Source organism: Streptomyces sp. MUM 2J, assembly GCF_022414535.1.
GTDB lineage: Bacteria > Actinomycetota > Actinomycetes > Streptomycetales > Streptomycetaceae > Streptomyces.
Genome location: NZ_JADWYM010000004.1, coordinates 167497 through 185570 on the forward strand (window position 1 = coordinate 167497; position 18074 = coordinate 185570).

The following is an 18074-nucleotide window of genomic DNA, read 5'->3' on the forward strand; positions in this document are numbered from 1 at the left end:
AAGAGTACCCCGATCACCAAGAAAAGGTAAAGCGCCGCGTAAGGCGGGGATTGGAAACGCAGGTCAGACGCGCTTTACCGAAAGTTGGTGCGAGCTGTCGCGACCTGGGCCAGCACCTGCCGGAGGATCTGGCTCCCCGGCGGCACCAAGGCCGGCTCGTACGTCCATGTGTGCCCGATCCAGGGGTCGGCGAGATGGTCGTCGGGCACGGGCGTCAGCCGCAGGAGGCAACGCCACAGGGGGTCCAGCAACGGACCGTAACCGGCGGAGTCGTCCCGGTCGGCGACCATCATCAGGTGCACGCCGACGGCCGGCCCCTCGTCCGCGAGGTAGCGGAGCCGGGTCACCGCACGATCGTCGAAGCCGTGTGGGAAGTCGTTGATCAGGAGCAGTTGCCGGGAGGTGTCGAAGCCGGGAGGCAGGGAGTCGGCCGCGCCGCCGCGGACCGCCATGTGCAGCAGGTCGACCCGTTCGGTGAGCCCGGCCAGCACCTCCGCTGCCCCCGCGGCACCCGTGGCCGGCGGTCCGTCGAGGACGCCGGACCGGGTCAGGGGTTCCAGCGGCCGCGCGGCCGAGCCGGCCGGGTCGACGACGTGCACCGTGAACGCGCCCGCCGGGTACACGGCGAGCAGCCGGGCGGTCAGGGCCACAGCGGTCTCCATGGCCGGTCGCCGCAGCGCATGGGAGTCGGTGAAGGGTCCGTCGAGTGATCCGGGCCGCCCGCTGTCGATCCACAGTCCCCGCTCCAGCGGCAGCCGGAGCAGCATGGGGATGCGCAGGGGGTCGCTCTCGGGCAGGTGCAGGTCCCCGACGCGCAGCGCCATGGGGATCTCCATGGGAACCCGGTAGCCGTGCCAGACGGGGTTGTCCCAGCGGGCGTACGCCGGTGGCAGCGCGGGCTCGACGACGTCGGCCTCGGCCCGGAGCTGGGCGAGGTCGCGGTCGAGCACCTCTCGTGCCCGTCCGACGAGGTCGGCGTGCCGGGCCCGAGCCGCCTCCCGCGCGGCGTCGCCCTGCCCGCCGATCCGGCTGCGTGGGTCCGCCAGGGCCCGGTCGAGCTCCTTCTCCCTGCGTGCGTCCGCGAAGCCGACCGCGCTGCGGTACGCCGCGGTGGTGCGGGCCAGGTCCTCGAACATGCCCCACACCTGGTTGTAGAGCCGCTCCTCCATCGACCAGCCGGTCGCGTCGCCCGCGACCGGCTCCCGGGGCTGCCCGGGAGGCGCTGGCGGGGGCGCCGTGTGCGCGGCGTTCTGCCGTCGGGGGTGGCTGTAGTCGATCGGCCCGGCGGCGGAGGAGGCCGCGGCGGCACCGGGCAGGGAGGTGTCGGCGGCGAGGCGGGGCGGCGTGCCGGACGGAGCCGGAGCCGTCTGCGCCGGACGGGTGGCGTCGCCGGCGCGTTCGGACGCCGCGGTGCCGTGCGGTTCGGTCGTGCCCGGGGTGGTGGGGTGGGTTGGCTCTCCGGCGCCGTGGGCGAACGGGCCACCACCGCTTGCGGCGGGCCCGTCCGGCCGGTGGGCGTGCTCGGCGTCCGCGGCTCCGGGCGCGGGGGCCGGGATCGCGTGGGCCAGGCCCTGGGCCACGGCTTCGTCGATCTCCGCCGCCATCCGGCGTGCCTCGGGCAGGCCCTGGTCGGTGAGGAGTCCGGCGAGGCCGTCAACGTATCCCTGGCCCACGGCGCGGACCTTCCAGGCGCCCCGGCGGCGGTAGAACTCCAGGGCGACCACGGCACGCTCCGCGTCGAGGCCGGTGAGCGTGTAGGTGGCGACCTCGGTGCCGTCGAGACCCGTCACCGCGACGAAGGGTGCGGCGACGGCGCCGAAGCGGACGGGCCCGCGACCACCGCCGGGCAGCGCGAGGAGCACGTCGACGCGGTGCACGGTGTCCCGCAGGGCGTCGAGGTCGATCGCGAGGCGGTGGTCGGCGGCCGCCTGCCGGGGCACCTCCACCCCGGGCAGCGCCGGAACTCCGGGGTGGGCCACTCCGGCGGCTCCGGGCACGATGCCGTGCTCGTCGCTGAGGGTGGCCGCGGCCACGACCGGGCTGCCGGCCGAGATCCTGACCTCGAGCCGGACCTGGGTGAGCGGGTGGTTCTGCCCCCGCACCAGCTCGGCCGTCATCGCCTTCCGTCCCCCCGCCTCGCCGTCCGTCCTCGGTACCGCTCACCGCGCGCCGGACGTTCCACCGGCCGCCGCGGCCTTACAGCAGCGGCAGGATCGCCGGCATCAGGTCCTGGAAGGTGCGGCCGTTGGCCGGCGCACCGAGGGCGGTCATCGTCCAGCCCGAGCCCGCGCGGTGCACCTTCGCCATGATCTGAGCGGTGTAGGCACCGCCGCCGGCGAGGGTGTAGCGGGCGAGCTCCTGGCCGTTGGTCTCGTCGACCAGGCGGCAGAAGGCGTTCTGCACCTCCTGGAACGTCTGGCCCGTGAAGGAGTTCACGGTGAAGACGATCTGGTCGATGTGGACCGGGAGGCGCTGCAGGTCGACGAGGATGGCCTCGTCGTCGCCGCCCTGGCCGACACCCCCGACGAGGTTGTCACCCGTGTGGCGCACGGAACCGTCGTCGCTCACCAGGTGGCGGAAGAAGACGACGTCGACCGGCTGCTTGTCCGCGAACAGGACGGCTGAGGCGTCGAGGTCGATCTCCCTGGTGCGGGAGCCGAACAGGCCGCGACGGGGCGCCGCCTGCCAGCCGAGACCCATGCGCACCGCGGTCAGGCTGCCTCCGTCGTTCTTCTGCAGACTGATGGCCTGACCCTTGGTCATGTTGACGGTCACGCGCTGATTCCCCTCTCGAACGGTCCCCTGTTAGCCGCTGCGTCCGCGGTTGATCAGAACCCTACGCAGCGGCGCCGACAATGCCGAACCCCGGTGCACGTTTTGTGTCGGTCTTGCAACACAGTCCCCGGGGCCGGCGGCCGGGCCCGGCACGTCGTCAGGCCAGACCCGCCTCCTTCATCTGCCGCAGTTCCTTCTTCATCTCCGCGACCTCGTCGCGCAACCGGGCCGCGATCTCGAACTGCAGGTCCGCGGCGGCGGCGCGCATGCGCTCCGTCAGCTCCTCGATCTGCCCCGCGAGTTCGGCGGCCGGCTGATCGGTGGGGACGGCTTCCCCGGTCCGGCTCTTGGCGGACCCGGCCGGCTTCGCGGACGTGCCGCCCTTGGCCGCCTTGCCGCCGAGCGAGGGCACCGGGGCCTTGGCGCCCCGGCCGTCCTTCGGCGCCCGGTAACCGGTGCCGAGCAGCTGCTCGGTGTCGACGTCCTCGCGCGCGATCTGCGCCACGATGTCGTTGATCTTCTTGCGCAGTGGCTGGGGGTCGATCCCGTTGGCCTTGTTGTACGCGACCTGCTTCGCACGGCGCCGGTTGGTCTCGTCGATGGCCTTCTCCATCGCCGGGGTGATCTTGTCGGCGTACATGTGGACCTGGCCGGAGACGTTGCGGGCGGCGCGGCCGATGGTCTGGATCAGCGAGGTGCCCGAGCGCAGGAAGCCCTCCTTGTCGGCGTCGAGGATCGCCACCAGGGACACCTCGGGCAGGTCCAGGCCCTCGCGGAGGAGGTTGATGCCGACCAGGACGTCGAACTCGCCGGCGCGCAGTTCGCGCAGCAGCTCCACACGGCGCAGGGTGTCGACGTCGCTGTGCAGGTAGCGCACCTGGATGCCGAGCTCCAGGAAGTAGTCGGTGAGGTCCTCGGCCATCTTCTTGGTGAGGGTGGTGACCAGGACGCGCTCGTCCTTCTCGGTGCGCTTGCGGATCTCGTGCACCAGGTCGTCGATCTGGCCCTCGGTCGGCTTGACGACGACCTCGGGGTCGACGAGGCCGGTGGGGCGGATGATCTGCTCGACCGCGCCCTGGGAACGCGACAGCTCGTACGTGCCGGGGGTCGCCGACAGGTAGACGGTCTGGCCGATGCGCTCCTGGAACTCCTCCCACTTCAGCGGGCGGTTGTCCAGCGCGGAGGGCAGCCGGAAGCCGTGGTCGACGAGGGTGCGCTTGCGGGAGGCGTCGCCCTCGTACATCGCGCCGATCTGGGGCACCGTGACGTGCGACTCGTCGATGACGAGGAGGAAGTCCTCGGGGAAGTAGTCGAGGAGGGTGTTCGGCGGGGTGCCCGGCGAGCGGCCGTCGAAGTGCATCGAGTAGTTCTCGACGCCGGAGCAGGTGCCGATCTGGCGGAGCATCTCGATGTCGTACGCGGTGCGCATCCGCAGCCGCTGGGCCTCCAGCAGCTTGCCCTGCTTCTCCAGCCCGGCCAGGCGCTGTTGCAGTTCCTCCTCTATGCCCTTGACGGCCCGCTCCATGCGCTCGGGGCCGGCGACGTAGTGGGAGGCGGGGAAGACGTACAGCTTGTCGTCGTCGCTGATGATCTCGCCGGTGATCGGGTGCAGCGTGGAGAGCGCCTCGATCTCGTCGCCGAACATCTCGATGCGGACGGCCAGCTCCTCGTAGACCGGGAAGATCTCGATGGTGTCGCCGCGGACCCGGAAGGTACCTCGGGTGAACGCCGTGTCGTTGCGCGTGTACTGGATGTCCACGAAGCGGCGCAGCAGCTCGTCCCGGTCGATCTCGTCACCGACCCGTAGGGGGACCATCCGGTCGACGTACTCCTGCGGGGTGCCGAGGCCGTAGATACAGGACACCGAGGCGACCACGACGACGTCACGGCGGGTGAGCAGGGAGTTCGTGGCGGAATGGCGCAGACGCTCGACCTCCTCGTTGATCGAGGAGTCCTTCTCGATGTAGGTGTCCGACTGCGGGACGTAGGCCTCGGGCTGGTAGTAGTCGTAGTACGAGACGAAGTACTCCACGGCGTTGTCCGGCAGGAGCTCGCGGAACTCGTTCGCCAGCTGGGCGGCCAGCGTCTTGTTCGGCGCCATGACGAGCGTGGGGCGCTGGAGCTTCTCGATCATCCACGCGGTGGTGGCGGACTTGCCGGTGCCGGTCGCGCCCAGCAGGACGACGTCCCTCTCACCGGCCCCGATGCGGCGCGCGAGCTCGGCGATGGCCGCCGGCTGGTCGCCGCTGGGCTGGTAGGGGCTGACGACCTCGAAGGGCGCCACCGTGCGTTCGATGTGGGAAACGGGCCGCATGGAATCCACCGTACGACCCGGCACCGACATCGATGCCCCGATCGGCCGCTCTACGAGGTGCGGGAGGGTCTCCGCCCCAGGTCGCGGCGGGACCGGGCGCGGCGGTCTGCGTGGCCGGCGACGGAGTGGGCGGGGACGCCGGGCCTGCGCTCGGCCGGGGACCAGTCGGAGCGGCCCGGCACCATCAGCGGGTCGAAGATGACGACGACCCCGGCGAGGCACAGGAAGGCGAGCGGACCGATCAGCAGGGGGGCGAGCAGGGCCGCGGGCGAGCCGCCGGTGGAGGGGGCTGCGGTGCCGTGGAGGTGGACCGTGACGGCGGCCATGCCCATGTAGTGCACGCCGGTGACGGCGACGCCCAGGCCGAGGCTCGCCCCGATGCTCCAGACGAACCCCCTCACCTGCCCGACCGCCCACAGCGCCGCGGTGGCGGCGGCCATGGCGAGGACCACGGAGGCGGCCACGGTGAGCGTGTCGTACTCCAGCCGGCCGTCGAGGCGCAGGCCCGCCATGCCGAGGTAGTGCATCGAGGCGATGCCCAGGCCGGTGACCGTCCCACCGGTGAACAGGGCGGTTCCGCGGGCGCCGCGGTAGCCCACGATGAAGATCCCGATCCCGGTCATGACGACGGCGAGGGCGAGGCTGGCGAACGTCGTCGCCTTGTCGTAGCGGACCGGGGCCTGCGCGACGGTGAAGCCCATCATCGCGATGAAATGCATGGTCCATATGCCGGAGCCCATGGCGGCGGAGGCGAGAGCGAGCCAGCCGGGTCGCCAGGATCCGGCGACGAGCAGGGCTCTGCCGGTGCACCGCAGACCGAGGGCGCCGCCCAGGCAGGCCATGAGGCAGGCCACCAGCGGTGTGACGAGTCCGTAGCTGAAACCGTCGACCGTGCCCTGCATGCGCGGTTGCCCTTCCGCCCTGTACCGGAAATTGCCCGAAATGCACCCCTCCCGGCGCCGCGCGAGCGGTCAGGGCCGAGTGCGAAGAGTATGACCCCCACCGGAATGGTCGAACGATTTTCCGGAAAAGAAACACGGCCCTGCCGCAGATGCGGGGCACCGGCGAGCGGACTTGAGCAACTCCCGTCACCCGGCGACCGCGACCCACTCCTCCGTCGCTGACTCTCTGCTGCCACAGTGGAACCGACCGTGATCACTCGACGCGAGGAGTACGCATGCACGCGCGCGCAGTTGCCGTCACGACCACCGCGCTCCTGGCCGCCCTGTGCCTCCTGGTCACCGCTCCCGGTGCCCGGGCCGGCGAGGGCGGCCGGCCGCCCGTGGTCGTCGCCCACCGGGGCGCCTCCGCCTACGCCCCCGAGAACACCCTGGCCGCCGTCGACGAGGCGGCGCTGCTGGGCATCCGCTGGGTGGAGAACGACGTCCAGCGCACCCGGGACGGCGCGCTCGTGGTGATGCACGACGACAGCCTCAGGCGCACCACCGACGCCGAGGAGGTCTTCCCCGGCCGCGCCCCGTGGAAGGTGAAGGACTTCACCGCCGCCGAGATCGCCCGCCTGGACGCGGGCGGCTGGTTCGACCCCACGTACGCGGGCGTGCGCGTGCCGACGCTGGAGCAGTACCTGCGCCGGGTGGAGCGCAACCACCAGAGGCTGCTGCTGGAGATCAAGAGCCCCGAGCTGTACCCGGGCATCGAGCAGCAGATCCTGAAGGTGCTCGCCGACGAGGGCTGGCTGGACCACCGGCACGTGGCGGACGAGCTGATCGTGCAGAGCTTCAGCGCGGACAGCATCCGTGCCGTGCACGACCTGGAGCCCGCGGTCAGGACGGGCCTCCTCGGCACGCCGCCCTTGGCCGACCTGCCCGGCTACTCCGGCTTCACCGACCAGATCAACCCCTCCCACGGGACGATCTCGGCCGCCTACGTGGCCGCGGTGCACGCGTTCACCGGGGCGCACGGGCAGGCCATGGAAGTGTTCACCTGGATCGTCGACGACGCGGCGACCGCCCGGCAGGCGGCCGGCTACGGCGTCGACGGCATCATCTCCGACAGGCCCGACGTGGTGGAGGACGCCGTTCCCGCCGGCTGACCCCCGCTGCGGCAGCGGGCGCACACCGGTTCCCGGCGGCGTTGTCGGCGCCGGGCCGTACGGTGGTCGCATGGACGGTGACGGGCAGAACAGGCAGCGGGTCGTGTGGGCGGTCGTCGGCACCGGCACGGGTCCGCTGCTGCTGGCCGCGACCGGCGCGGGACTGGTCAACGTCGTGTTCCACGCGACGGGTGCGGTGCGCGAGCGGGCGCTGCGGCACCTGGCGGAACGACTGGGCGCCGAGCCCGTGGAGGCTCCCGGCTCTCCCCTGCTCGCCGAGGCGATACGGCAGGTGGAGGAGTACTTCGCCGGATCACGGCGGGACTTCGGGCTGCCGCTGGACTGGTCGCTGGTCTCGGGCTTCAACCGCCAGGTGCTGCGCGAACTGGCGTCCGGGGTGCCCTTCGGCTCGGTCGTGGGCTACGGCGACCTCGCCCGGCGGGTGGGACGGCCGGCTGCCGCGCAGGCGGTGGGCATGGCGATGGGCGCCAATCCGCTACCGGTCGTCGTGCCCTGCCACCGTGTCGTGGAGAGCGACGGCGGGATCGGCGGGTTCGGCGGCGGTCTGGAGACCAAGCGGACACTGCTCGCCCTGGAGGGCGTGCTGCCGGAGCCGCTCTTCTGACTCCAAGGGGGACGGCGAGACCGCGTCCGCGGCGGGGTGGGCGCGGTCGCGCCCCCGCCCTTCCCCGGGGCGGGCGGAGGCCGCGGATTCCCCGACCGGCCACACGCCGGGCGGCACCACCCAGCGGGCCGAAGGTTCCAGCCGAGGACAGCCGAAGCGTCGGTCAGCCGGAGCGCCGGCCCCGGGCGATGCCGTGGCCGGTCCACACCGTCAGTCGTAGTGGCGGGCCTCCAGGACGTTGCCGTCCGGGTCGCGGAAGTAGAAGCTGCGCCGGGCCCGGCCCCGGGCGCCGAAGGAGTCGTGGGCGAGGTCGGACACCGGGACGTCGTGTCCCCGAAGGCGGGTGTGCAGCGCGTCGAATTCGGTCCGCGGCAGGGACAGGCAGACGTGGTTGACGGGATGTCCCGCGCTGCCCTCGGTGCCGGTGAGGGAGGCCACGCGCTCCGCCGCGGCCCGTGGCATCAGGTCGAGGATCGTCCCGACGCTGACGCGCACGGAGGGGAAGGGCGCATCGCCGGCCGTGTACTCGGTGAGCCTCACCGGCTCCAGGCCGACCACCCGCTCGTAGAACCCGGCGGAGGCGGCCGGGTCGCCCACCCAGAGGACGACGTGGTCGAGGCGCAGGGAATTGTCCGTCATGCCTCCAGGCTGGCGCCTGCTCCCGCGGGGCGGCAAGGGTTTGACCGGCCGTGCGGCCCGCCAGAGATGAGGAAGGGACCCAACGACGGGAGGCAGGCGCGTGGTGCTGGTGGTGTCCGAAGAGGTGCGGGAGGCGATCGGCGCGGGACGCCCGGTGGTGGCGCTGGAGTCCACGATCATCGCGCACGGGTTGCCGCGCCCGCGCAATCTGCAGGTGGCGCTGGAACTGGAGGCGGCGGTCCGGCGGGAGGCCGCCGTACCGGCGACGATCGCCGTACTGGACGGGCGGCCGCACGTCGGCCTGGACAAGGAGCAGCTGGAGCGGATCGCCAACGAGGACGGTCTGCGCAAACTGGGCCACCGTGATCTGCCGCTCGCGGTGGCCTCGGGGGCCTGCGGGGCGACCACGGTGTCGGGCACCGCGCAGCTGGCGGCACTGGCGGGGATCCGGGTCTTCGCGACCGGTGGGCTCGGCGGGGTGCACCGGCAGTGGACGGTGACGCAGGACGAGTCCGCCGACCTGGGGCTGCTGGCACGTACCCGGATCACCGTGGTGTGCGCGGGCGTGAAGTCGATCCTGGACGTCCCGGCCACCCTGCAGCGGCTGGAGACGCTGGGTGTCGCGGTGGCCGGTTTCGGCACGGACCGCTTCCCCGGCTTCTACCTGTCCGACTCGGGGCATCCCGTCCCGTGGCGGCTCGACTCACCGGACCAGGTGGCCGGGGCCATGCGCGCGCAGGACGCGCTCGGCGGGCCCGAGTCGGCGCTGATCGTCGCCCGGCCGGTCCCGGAGGCGGAGCAGCTGGACCCCGGTCTGCACGCGCGCGTGCTCGCGGACGCGCTCGCGGCGTGCGAGGCGGAGGGCGTCTTGGGGCAGGCCGTCACGCCGTTCCTTCTCGACTACCTGGTGCGGCACACCGACGGCGCGTCGCTGAACGCCAACCTGGCCGCGGTGCGGGGCAATGTGCAGCTGGCCGGGCGGATCGCAGCGGCCTGGGCGGGGGCGTGACGGCGCAGCAGCACGGCGCGCTGCTGGTGATCGGGGACGTGATCACCGATGTCGTGGCCCGCCATCGGGGGCCGCTCGCCGCGGGGACCGACACGGCCGCGGGGATCCGCACCCTGCCGGGCGGTGCGGGCGCGAACGTGGCGTGCTGGGCGGCGCGCCACGGATGCGCGGACGTCCGGCTGCTCGGGCGGGTCGGTGCGGACGCGGCGGCGTGGCACGAGCGCGAACTGACGGCCTGTGGGGTGCGAGCCCGGCTCGTGGTGGACTCAGAAGCGGCGACGGGAACGGTGATCTGCCTGGTCGACTCGGGCGCCGCGGCCGAGCGGACGTTCCTCACCGACAGCGGCGCGTCCCTGCGGCTGGATCCCGGTGACTGGTCGGACGAGCTGCTCGACGGGGTCGCCCGGCTGCACCTGTCGGGCTATCTGCTCTTCGCCGAGTCGAGCCGGGCCCTGGTGGCGACGGCCGTCACGGCGGCGCGCACGCGGGGTGTGCCGGTGAGCCTGGACCCGGCGTCGGCCGGGTTCCTGGCGACGCTGGGGGCCGACCGGTTCCTGGCACTCGCGGAAGGGGTGGACATCCTGCTGCCGAGTCGCGACGAGGCGTGCCTGCTCGCCGGGCTGCCCGACGCGGAGGACGCGGCGGCGGCGCTGAGCCGGCGTGTGCCGCTGGTCGTCGCCAAGCTGGGTCCGCGCGGTGCGCTGGTCGCCCGTGGCGGTGCCGTCGCGGCCCGGATCGCCGCCGTCCCGGCGACTCCCCGCGACACCACGGGCGCCGGCGACGCCTTCACCGGCGCCTTCCTCGCCGCCCTGCTGGCGGGCGCGCCGCCCGAAGCGGCGGCGGAGAAGGGGTGCTGGGCGGGGGCGGCCGCGGTCGAGCGGGCGGGAGGAAGGCCGGCGCCACGGGGATGAGGCGGGGAGCCGGCACGGCCCGCGGCCCGGCCCCGGGCGGGGCCGCCGCCGCTACCGCTTGCGGCCCCAGGCGGAGATCAGCGGTGCCGTCGCCAGTTCCATCGCCCCGGAGGCGATGTTCGACAGGTGGCGATCGATGTCCTCGTCCGTCGCGAGACCTGCCGCGACGAGCCGGCCGCGGACCTGACGGATCGTCGCGGACTCCAGGGCGACGCAGGCGGCCGAGGCGAGGGGGAAGTAGGCGTCGGCCTCGACGCGCTGGAGGCCGGCCTCGCGCAGCAGGCGCGGGAGGCGGCGGCCGTAGGACAGGTCGGCGCCGCTGTCGGCGAGCAGGGTGCGGAAACCGTGCCGCAGCCGGTTGGCGAGCTGCTGCTCGGGGCCGTGCTCGTCGGGGCAGACCAGAGGCTGCAGGGCGGGGTCGGCGTCCTCCAGCAGCAGCCGTCCCCCGGGCCGTAGAGCCCTCACCATGGACGCCAACGCCCGCTCCCGGTCCGGCACATGAACGAGCACCAGCCGGGCATGGACCAGGTCGAAACTCTCCGCAGGGGGCTCGTCCGCCCCGATGTCGTGGACGCGCACCTCCACCGGCGTACGGGCCACCTCGGCCAGCCGGGTGATGTCGATGCCGGTGGCGACGACCTTGCCGGTCGGTCCGACCTTCTTGGCCATCCAGGACACCACCGACGTACCTCCGGCGCCGACTTCCCAGCAGCGCCAGCCGGGTCCGACGCCGAGCCCCTCCAGGTGCCGGAGGGTCGTGGGGTCGAAAAGGTCGGCGAAGGCGTCGAAGCGCTCCGCCGCCTCGTCCTGCCGGTTGTCGAGGAGATACCCGTCGGTTCGCGTCATGCCGTGATCATCCCAGTTTGCGCGTCGGTCCGGACAGGACGACGCTCCGGTGCACCCGCGTCCACAGGCCGGAACCAAGCGGAACCTGCCCTTTCCACAGGCTCGCACGAGGGTGCTGCCTCCCTGGCAGACTGGCGTGCCACGCCGCCGAACGCGGCGCGAGGAGATCGACGCGAGGAGATCCCCATGACGATGGCAGGGAACCTGCGGAAGGTCACGGGCAGGGTAGGTGGCCTGCGCAAGGTGGCCCGGCTGGCCCGGCGGCGCGTCCGCGTCGACCTCAGTCATCCGGCCCGCTCCCCGCTGGGCTCCGCGGTGGTGAACTGCGTGACCTATCAGGACGGCGTCCAGGCGGCCGGGGACGACCTGCTCGACTCCGTGCGGCGGGTCCGAAGGAGCGGGGACGGCTTCGTCTGGCTCGGGCTGCACGAGCCGACCGACGTGGAGTTCGCGGGCATCGCCGAGTTGTTCGACCTGCACCCGCTGGCGGTGGAGGACGCCGTCGAGGCCCACCAGCGTCCCAAGGTCGAGCGGTACGGCGAGACGCTGTTCGCGGTGTTCAAAACGGTCTGCTACGTCGAGCACGAGGAACTCACCGCGACGAGCGAGGTGGTGAACACCGGCGAGATCATGGTCTTCGTCGGCCGGGAGTTCGTCATCACCGTACGGCACGGCAGGCACGGCTCCCTGGGCCCGCTGCGCGAGGAGCTGGAGTCCGATCCGCAACAGCTCGCCAAGGGCCCCTCGGCGGTGCTGCACGCGGTGGCGGACCACGTCGTCGACGAGTACCTCAACGTCGCCGACGCCGTCCAGGCGGACATCGAGCAGGTCGAGACCGACGTGTTCGCGGAGAACGGAGCGCGGGTCGATCCGGGAAGGATCTACCAGCTCAAACGTGAACTGCTGGAGCTGAAGCGGGCCGTGGTCCCGCTCGGCCGGCCGTTGCTGGACCTCGCCGACCGGCCGATGCGGGTCGTCGACCCGGAGATACAGGCCTACTTCCGCGACGTCTCCGACCACCTGCTGCGGGCCACCGAGCAGATAGCCGCCTTCGACGAGCTGCTCAACTCGATTCTCCAGGCGCACCTCGCCCAGGTCACGGTCGCACAGAACGAGGACATGCGGAAGATCACCGCGTGGGCCGCGGTCATCGCCGTACCGACGATGGTGTGCGGTGTGTACGGCATGAACTTCGACCACATGCCGGAGCTGCACTGGCGGTACGGCTACGGCCTGGTGATCGGCGTGATATCGGTGGCCTGTCTGGTGCTGTACCGGGGTTTCCGGCGCAACGGCTGGCTATGACCGGGGCCGGAGTCGCGGCGTCAGTGCGATGAGGGCGCAGACCTGGCGTAGACGTGCTCGGCCCAGGATCCGATCTGCTCCTCGGTGAGGTGCTGGGCGAGGTCCGCCTCGCTGATCATGCCGACCAGGCGCTTGTTGTCGATGACCGGCAGACGGCGGATCTGGTGATCCTGCATCTCGCGCAGCACGTCACCGACGTCGGCGTCCGCGTCGATCCAGCGCGGGGTGCCCTGGGCGAGTTCGCCCGCAGTGACCTTGGACGGGTCGCGGCCCATGGCGACGCAGCCGACGACGATGTCGCGGTCGGTGAGGATGCCGCAGAGCCGCTCGTTGTTGTCGCTGATCGGCAGGGCGCCGACGCCGAGCTCGCGCATCAGCTGCGCTGCGCGGTCCAGGGTCTCGTGCGTGGGGATCCACTGGGCACCCCGGTGCATGATGTCTCGGGCGGTGGTCATGGAATACCTCCCTGAGCCGGGCGGCCGGCGCGGCGCAGGACGCACCACTGTCCCGGCGTCCTACATTCTCGCCGTGCCGGACGCCGCCCGCACCTCTGCCGCGGACTCAGCCGCCGAAGCCGCTCCACGCCGGATGCCGGGGGTCGTCGGCGCGCACCAGGACATCGGCCGTGCCGGCCGGGTCGGTCTCCCGCTCGTAGCGCGCACAGGCGGGCAGGGTCCAGTGGTCGGGCTCGGGGGTGCGTCGGCGCAGAGCGGCCGGGGAGAGGAGGACGTGGACCGAGAGGTCGAAGGGGAACCAGTGTCTGAGCAGGAAGGGGCCGTGCAGCAACAGCACTCCGCCGGGCGGGAGTTGTACGTAGGGGCTACGGGTGGCGCGGTCGGTGTCGGGGTCGCGGAGGTCGGGAAGGATCCGCCCGTCACCGCCGGGTTCGAGCGGGCCGAAGACCTCGCGCCACAGAGCGCCGGTGTCGAACCAGCCGTCGTAGTAGGCCTCCACGTCCTGACGGCCGTGCTCCAGGCGAAGCGAGGCGGGCCGCAGGAAGCCGTGTGCGCCGACGGCACGGGAGGCACGGCCGCGGAGGCGCAGCGACTCGGCGACGCGCTCGGCGAGGTCTCCGGGACGGGCGGCCGGAGCACCGTCGAAGGCGACGCGCGGCCAGGGACCGCCGTCAGCCGGCTTCAGGTCGAGCAGCCGCTCGGCGAGACGGTCGGCAAGCCGGTCCCAGGTGATCGCTTCGAGTCGCACGGCCCCATCATCCGCCGCCGACCGCCCGCCGTGCGGCCCGGCCCCGATGCGGAGGGCGCAATGTGTGCACGGCGGGCCTCGTGGTCGCGGTTCCGGCGGGGTGCATCCCGGCGGTGGCGAGGGCATGAACCGGGTATGACAGGCACTGCCGTCCCGTCGCCCCGTACCGCGCTCGTCGTCGTGCAGCCGCTGCGGCGCAAGCACTGCGCGGCGTGCCGGCGCGGCCCGCTGCCGCTGCTGGTGCTGGAGGACCGGGCGCCACGCTGCCTGGACTGCGCCGACCTCGGCCACCTGGTGTTCCTGCCGCGCGGGGACGCGGCGCTGACCCGCAGGTCACGGGAGGAGAGCACGTTGTCGGCCGTGGTCGTGCGGTTCAACCGGCGCAGGGGGCGCTACGAGCGGCAGGGTGTCCTCGTCGAGGAGGCGGGCCTCGCGCGGGCAGAGGAGCGGTGCCTGGCGGATGCTGAGGCGCGGCAGCGGCGCCGGGCACGGGATGCCAGGCGGCGGGCCGTGGAGGACGCCCTGTTCGCGGAGGCGTTCGCGACTGAGGTGCGGAGGATGTTCCCCGGCTGCCCGGCCGACCGGGCCGGCGCGATCGCCGGGCACGCCTCGGTGCGGAGCAGCGGACGCGTGGGGCGGAGCGCGGAGGGCCGGGCGCTGGCCGAGCGGGCGGTGGTCTCGGCGGTGGCGGCCTCCGTGCGGCACCTGGACACGCCGTACGACGCGCTGCTGATGAGCGGGGTCCCTCGGCAGGAGGCCCGGCGGCGGATCGCCGCGCGCGTGGAGACGGTGCTGCGGGACTGGCGGGGCGGGCAGGGGAGCGAGGGTGGGAGCAGAAGCAAGGGCGAGAGCGGAGGCGGAGGCGGAGGCGGGTGAGAGGGTGCCGGTTCGCCCCCTCCGTGGGCCGTGCACGACCCGCGGAGGCGCCCGGTTCCGCGCCCGGCGGACGTGCCGATGCCCGGACCCGGCGGCGGGGGTGGGCGGCCGGGCCGAACGGCCGGTCTCGGCAGCTCCGGACGGGAAGACGGGGCACGTCGTCCGCGTCGGCCGGCAGGACTGTGCGTCGGGGGCCGGGCCGGGCCGTCGGCGAGGTGGGATGGTGGACGGTCGCGATGCGGTCGGGCGGCTCGTCCGTGGTCGTCCGGCAGGTTGTGCGGGTTGGCTGAGGGTGCCGGACGGCGCGGGTCGGGGTCCACAGCTCTACGGGCGGGAGTTGACGTTGAGATGATCGACGGACCGTACTTGGTGGTGACCGTGCTGGGGGTTCTGGCGACGGGGCTGATGGCCGGCGTCTTCGGCGCGTTCTCGTTGCTGGTCATGCGTGGTCTGGCGGCGCTTCCGGCCGCTCGGGGGGTGGCCGCGATGAACGCGATCAACGCGGCGGCGACGACACCGGCGTTCATGGTCGTGTTCGCCGGGGCGGCCGTGGTGTGCGCAGTGATCGCGGTGGTCACCTTCGTGCTGTGGCCGGAGGAGGGAACGGCCGAGTTGCTGCTGGGCAGTGCGCTGTACCTGGTCGGGGCGTTCGGGGTGACGGTGGTGGCGAACGTGCCGCGCAACGACACGCTGACACGGCTGGAACCGGGCGCACCGCAGGCCGAGGCGTACTGGCCGGCGTACGTGCGCCAGTGGACGCGGTGGAACCACGTGCGTGCCGTCGCTTCGGCGGCGGCGGCGCTGACGTACCTGCTCGCGCTGGTGTGAGCCACCTGTGCGACCCGGCCCGCGCGGACGAGGGGGTGCCTGCGGGAACCGGCCGGGCCATTCGGGGAAAGCGCTGTCCGCCCCTCTGCGAGCAGGACCTGCCGGACGTATCGTGGCCGGAAGAGTGTGCCGCCCGATGATGCACGGCCTGTCGTGCGCGGACGCAAGGATGACGGCCATGGCCGATCCCAAGGGTTTCCTGACGACGCCCCGCCAGGACTGGCCCCGCCGGCCCGTCGAGGAACGAGTCCGGGACTGGAACGAGGTGTACGTCCCGGGGGCTCTGCTGCCCGTCATCAGCAAGCAGGCCGACCGCTGCATGGACTGCGGCGTCCCGTTCTGCCACGACGCCTGCCCGCTGGGCAATCTGATCCCCGAGTGGAACGACCTGGTCTCACGCGGGGACTGGCGTGCGGCGAGCGACCGGCTGCACGCGACGAACAACTTCCCGGAGTTCACCGGGCGGCTGTGCCCGGCGCCGTGCGAGGCGGGGTGCGTGCTGGCGATCAACCAGCCGGCCGTGACGATCAAGAACGTGGAGTGTGCGATCGCCGATCGGGCCTGGGAGGACGGTCTGACCCCGCCCCGGCCGCCGGAGCGGCTGTCGGGGCGGACGGTGGCCGTGATCGGCTCGGGCCCGACCGGACTGGCGGCGGCCCAGCAACTGACCCGGGCCGGTCACACCGTCGCCGTGTACGAGAGGGACGACCGGCTCGGCGGACTGATGCGCTACGGGATACCGGCGTTCAAGATGGAGAAGCACCACCTGGAGCGGCGGCTGGAGCAGATGGCGGCCGAGGGCACCAAGTTCCGTGCGTCCACGGTGGTCGGCCTGGACGTCGGGGCGGCGGAGCTGCGGTCACGCTACGACGCCCTGGTGGTCGCGACGGGCGCGACCGCCTGGCGTGAGCTGCCGGTGCCGGGCCGTGAGCTGGACGGAATCCATCAGGCCATGGAGTACCTGCCGCTGGCCAACCGGGTGTGCGAGGGCGATCTGGCGCTCTCCCCGCTGTCCGCGGCCGGTCGGCACGTCGTGATCGTGGGCGGCGGCGACACCGGGGCCGACTGCCTGGGCACCGCGGTACGCGAGGGCGCGGCGTCCGTGACCCAGCTGGACATCTACGCCCGGCCCGGCGCGGAGCGGGACGAGGACACCGAGCCCTGGCCGACGTACCCGAAGATCTACCGCCTGTCGGCGGCGCACGAGGAGGCACGGGATCTGCGGACGGCGCCCGCCGCCGACGCCGACGCACGTCTGTTCGCGGCGTCGACGCTCCGGTTCACCGGCGACGCGGACGGCCGGGTGCGCGGTCTGCACCTGGTCGAGGTGGACGCGCGGCGGCGCCCGGTGCCGGGCACCGGGCGCACGCTCCCCTGCGATCTCGTGCTGCTCGCCCTCGGCTTCTCCGGGCCGGACCGGGCGGACGGGCTCGTCGACCAGCTGGGGCTGGCGCTGGAACCGCGCGGCACGCTGGCACGGGACGCCGGTTTCGCGACCAATGTGCCGGGGGTGTTCGCCGCGGGTGACGCCGCGCGGGGGCAGTCGCTCATCGTGTGGGCGATCGCGGAGGGCCGTGCGGTGGCGGCGGCCGTGGACCGGTATCTGACGGGCGACTCGCGGCTGCCGGCGCCGATCGCGCCCGGGGACCGGCCCATGGCGGTCTGACCGTCACCGTCGCGCACCGGCCTCGGGGCAGCGGCCCTCATCGTTTCTCCCGGCGCCACGGACGACGACCCCACCGCCGCCTCCGCACCGGGAGCCGTCACCGCCGCCTGCCGCACCGCGGGTCGCCGCGCGCCGCACACCGGGCCGTCGCCACGCCGCTCGTCGCCGCCGGTACTCGTCACCGTCGGCGCGCATCACGGCTTGCGGGCCACCGCCCCGTAGCCCGGGATGAAGCCGTCGTCCTGGCCGGGCACCGGCTCACCCAGTTCCGGATGCCACCTGTGGACGATCTCCACGCCCGGTTCGACCAGGTCCAGCCCGTCGAAGAAGCGGGTGAACTCCGCGCGGGAGCGCAGGGCCAGGGTGACGCCGGCCGCCTTGAGCTTCTCGGTGGCGGCGGCCGACTGCTCGGGGGTGAAGTCGGCGGTGGCGTGGGTCATCACCAGGAAACTGCCGGAGGGGAGTTCACCCAGCAGCCGGCGGACGAGGTCGTGCGCCCCGTCCGCGTCGGAGACGAAGTGCAGCAGGGCGACGAGGGAGAGCGCGACCGGTCTGCCGAAGTCGAGTACCTTCCGGGCGCCCTCGACGATGGTGGCCGGATCCCGTACGTCGGCCTGGAGGTACTCGGTCGCTCCCTCTTCGGTGCTGCGCAGCAGGGCGGCGGCGTGGGCGAGGACGATGGGGTCGTTGTCGCAGTAGACGACGCGGGCGTCGGGGGCGGCGTCCTGCGCGACCTGGTGCAGGTTGGGCTCGGTGGGGATGCCCGTGCCGACGTCCAGGAACTGCCGGACGCCGGCACCGGCGAGCCAGCGGGTGGCCCGGTGCATGAAGGCGCGGTTGACTCGTGCCATCACCGGCACACGGGGGTCGAGGGCGAGCATCTGCCGCCCCATCTCCTCGTCGACGGGGTAGTTGTCCTTACCGCCGAGGTACCAGTCGTACATCCGCGCGGGATGCGGCCTGCTGGTGTCGATCCGGTTGGCGCCGGCGGTGTCCTTCCCGGTCATACGGCACTCCGTGAGCG

General features: G+C 73.0%; 17 protein-coding genes. 8 read left to right on the forward strand and 9 right to left on the reverse strand.

Translation table 11 applies throughout. The features are described from left to right. Positions 1 to 74 precede the first annotated feature (74 nt). The 4 genes from I3F54_RS05765 to I3F54_RS05780 all read right to left on the reverse strand — a co-directional run bounded on the left by I3F54_RS05765 (position 75) and on the right by I3F54_RS05780 (position 5991). Entirely contained in the window at positions 75 to 2117 is a 2043-nt protein-coding gene (locus tag I3F54_RS05765; RefSeq protein WP_240117511.1) for a TerD family protein, read from the reverse strand. Positions 2118 to 2196: 79 nt separating this feature from the next. Further along, complete coding sequence (locus I3F54_RS05770) at positions 2197 to 2775, reverse strand: TerD family protein (RefSeq protein ID WP_240117512.1); 579 nt, start codon at positions 2773 to 2775, stop codon at positions 2197 to 2199. Positions 2776 to 2932: 157 nt separating this feature from the next. After that, complete coding sequence (gene uvrB / locus I3F54_RS05775; RefSeq protein WP_240117513.1) at positions 2933 to 5089, reverse strand: excinuclease ABC subunit UvrB; 2157 nt, start codon at positions 5087 to 5089, stop codon at positions 2933 to 2935. A gap of 50 nt (positions 5090 to 5139) precedes the next feature. After that, entirely contained in the window at positions 5140 to 5991 is an 852-nt protein-coding gene (locus I3F54_RS05780) for an MHYT domain-containing protein (RefSeq protein WP_240117514.1), read from the reverse strand. Positions 5992 to 6266: 275 nt separating this feature from the next. Here I3F54_RS05780 and I3F54_RS05785 point away from each other — a divergent pair, with 275 nt between their 5' ends. Both I3F54_RS05785 and I3F54_RS05790 read left to right on the forward strand, forming a co-directional pair. Beyond that, complete coding sequence (locus I3F54_RS05785) at positions 6267 to 7142, forward strand: glycerophosphodiester phosphodiesterase family protein (protein WP_240117515.1); 876 nt, start codon at positions 6267 to 6269, stop codon at positions 7140 to 7142. A 70-nt stretch (positions 7143 to 7212) separates the two neighbouring features. Continuing rightward, positions 7213 to 7767 carry a methylated-DNA--[protein]-cysteine S-methyltransferase gene (locus I3F54_RS05790; protein WP_240117516.1) on the forward strand — a complete coding sequence of 185 codons (555 nt, stop codon included), beginning with the start codon at positions 7213 to 7215 and terminating at the stop codon, positions 7765 to 7767. A 210-nt stretch (positions 7768 to 7977) separates the two neighbouring features. On the opposite strand, the gene I3F54_RS05795 is transcribed toward I3F54_RS05790, so the two are convergent. Then, the gene (locus I3F54_RS05795) at positions 7978 to 8406 is read right to left on the reverse strand and encodes a VOC family protein (protein WP_240117517.1); all 429 of its coding nucleotides are present in this window, start codon (positions 8404 to 8406) and stop codon (positions 7978 to 7980) included. Positions 8407 to 8506: 100 nt separating this feature from the next. Between I3F54_RS05795 and I3F54_RS05800 the strand changes: the two genes are divergently transcribed. Both I3F54_RS05800 and I3F54_RS05805 read left to right on the forward strand, forming a co-directional pair. Beyond that, on the forward strand, positions 8507 to 9415 hold the full coding sequence (locus I3F54_RS05800) for a pseudouridine-5'-phosphate glycosidase (protein ID WP_240117518.1): 909 nt from the start codon (positions 8507 to 8509) through the stop codon (positions 9413 to 9415). Continuing rightward, positions 9400 to 10326, forward strand: a complete 927-nt coding sequence (locus I3F54_RS05805) for a PfkB family carbohydrate kinase (RefSeq protein WP_275675780.1) — start codon at positions 9400 to 9402, stop codon at positions 10324 to 10326. The genes I3F54_RS05800 and I3F54_RS05805 overlap by 16 nt, the downstream gene beginning before the upstream one ends. Before the next feature lie 51 nt (positions 10327 to 10377). On the opposite strand, the gene I3F54_RS05810 is transcribed toward I3F54_RS05805, so the two are convergent. Then, positions 10378 to 11172, reverse strand: a complete 795-nt coding sequence (locus I3F54_RS05810) for a methyltransferase domain-containing protein (RefSeq protein WP_240117520.1) — start codon at positions 11170 to 11172, stop codon at positions 10378 to 10380. A 186-nt stretch (positions 11173 to 11358) separates the two neighbouring features. Here I3F54_RS05810 and I3F54_RS05815 point away from each other — a divergent pair, with 186 nt between their 5' ends. Further along, positions 11359 to 12477, forward strand: coding sequence for a magnesium and cobalt transport protein CorA (locus tag I3F54_RS05815; protein WP_240117521.1), 1119 nt, complete (start codon positions 11359 to 11361; stop codon positions 12475 to 12477). Positions 12478 to 12497: 20 nt separating this feature from the next. Here the strand turns inward: I3F54_RS05815 and I3F54_RS05820 are convergent, their stop codons facing one another. Both I3F54_RS05820 and I3F54_RS05825 read right to left on the reverse strand, forming a co-directional pair. Next, complete coding sequence (locus I3F54_RS05820) at positions 12498 to 12932, reverse strand: CBS domain-containing protein (protein WP_240117522.1); 435 nt, start codon at positions 12930 to 12932, stop codon at positions 12498 to 12500. Between the two features lie 106 nt (positions 12933 to 13038). Continuing rightward, positions 13039 to 13680, reverse strand: coding sequence for a uridine kinase (locus tag I3F54_RS05825; protein ID WP_240117523.1), 642 nt, complete (start codon positions 13678 to 13680; stop codon positions 13039 to 13041). 135 nt (positions 13681 to 13815) lie between these two features. Here I3F54_RS05825 and I3F54_RS05830 point away from each other — a divergent pair, with 135 nt between their 5' ends. The 3 genes from I3F54_RS05830 (at position 13816) to I3F54_RS05840 (ending at position 17050) form a co-directional block, all read left to right on the forward strand. Next, entirely contained in the window at positions 13816 to 14556 is a 741-nt protein-coding gene (locus I3F54_RS05830) for a DUF2293 domain-containing protein (RefSeq protein ID WP_240117524.1), read from the forward strand. Positions 14557 to 14904: 348 nt separating this feature from the next. Then, on the forward strand, positions 14905 to 15384 hold the full coding sequence (locus tag I3F54_RS05835) for a DUF1772 domain-containing protein (protein ID WP_240117525.1): 480 nt from the start codon (positions 14905 to 14907) through the stop codon (positions 15382 to 15384). 178 nt (positions 15385 to 15562) lie between these two features. Beyond that, positions 15563 to 17050, forward strand: a complete 1488-nt coding sequence (locus I3F54_RS05840; protein WP_240117526.1) for a glutamate synthase subunit beta — start codon at positions 15563 to 15565, stop codon at positions 17048 to 17050. 194 nt (positions 17051 to 17244) lie between these two features. Here I3F54_RS05840 and I3F54_RS05845 read toward each other — a convergent pair whose 3' ends face one another. Further along, a complete protein-coding gene (locus I3F54_RS05845; RefSeq protein WP_240117527.1) occupies positions 17245 to 18057 on the reverse strand; it encodes an SAM-dependent methyltransferase in 813 nt (270 codons plus the stop codon). Between the last annotated feature and the right edge of the window lie 17 nt (positions 18058 to 18074).

Bases quoted from the DNA above. Each gene is read 5' to 3' on its own strand.
- uvrB (WP_240117513.1), bottom strand. From the start codon at position 5,089: ATGCGGCCCGTTTCCCACATCGAACGCACGGTGGCGCCCTTCGAGGTC.
- I3F54_RS05845 (WP_240117527.1), bottom strand. From the start codon at position 18,057: ATGACCGGGAAGGACACCGCCGGCGCCAACCGGATCGACACCAGCAGG.
- I3F54_RS05785 (WP_240117515.1), top strand. From the start codon at position 6,267: ATGCACGCGCGCGCAGTTGCCGTCACGACCACCGCGCTCCTGGCCGCC.
- I3F54_RS05830 (WP_240117524.1), top strand. From the start codon at position 13,816: ATGACAGGCACTGCCGTCCCGTCGCCCCGTACCGCGCTCGTCGTCGTG.
- I3F54_RS05840 (WP_240117526.1), top strand. From the start codon at position 15,563: ATGGCCGATCCCAAGGGTTTCCTGACGACGCCCCGCCAGGACTGGCCC.
- I3F54_RS05765 (WP_240117511.1), bottom strand. From the start codon at position 2,117: ATGACGGCCGAGCTGGTGCGGGGGCAGAACCACCCGCTCACCCAGGTC.
- I3F54_RS05820 (WP_240117522.1), bottom strand. From the start codon at position 12,932: ATGACCACCGCCCGAGACATCATGCACCGGGGTGCCCAGTGGATCCCC.
- I3F54_RS05835 (WP_240117525.1), top strand. From the start codon at position 14,905: ATGATCGACGGACCGTACTTGGTGGTGACCGTGCTGGGGGTTCTGGCG.
- I3F54_RS05810 (WP_240117520.1), bottom strand. From the start codon at position 11,172: ATGACGCGAACCGACGGGTATCTCCTCGACAACCGGCAGGACGAGGCG.
- I3F54_RS05790 (WP_240117516.1), top strand. From the start codon at position 7,213: ATGGACGGTGACGGGCAGAACAGGCAGCGGGTCGTGTGGGCGGTCGTC.
- I3F54_RS05795 (WP_240117517.1), bottom strand. From the start codon at position 8,406: ATGACGGACAATTCCCTGCGCCTCGACCACGTCGTCCTCTGGGTGGGC.
- I3F54_RS05815 (WP_240117521.1), top strand. From the start codon at position 11,359: ATGACGATGGCAGGGAACCTGCGGAAGGTCACGGGCAGGGTAGGTGGC.
- I3F54_RS05780 (WP_240117514.1), bottom strand. From the start codon at position 5,991: ATGCAGGGCACGGTCGACGGTTTCAGCTACGGACTCGTCACACCGCTG.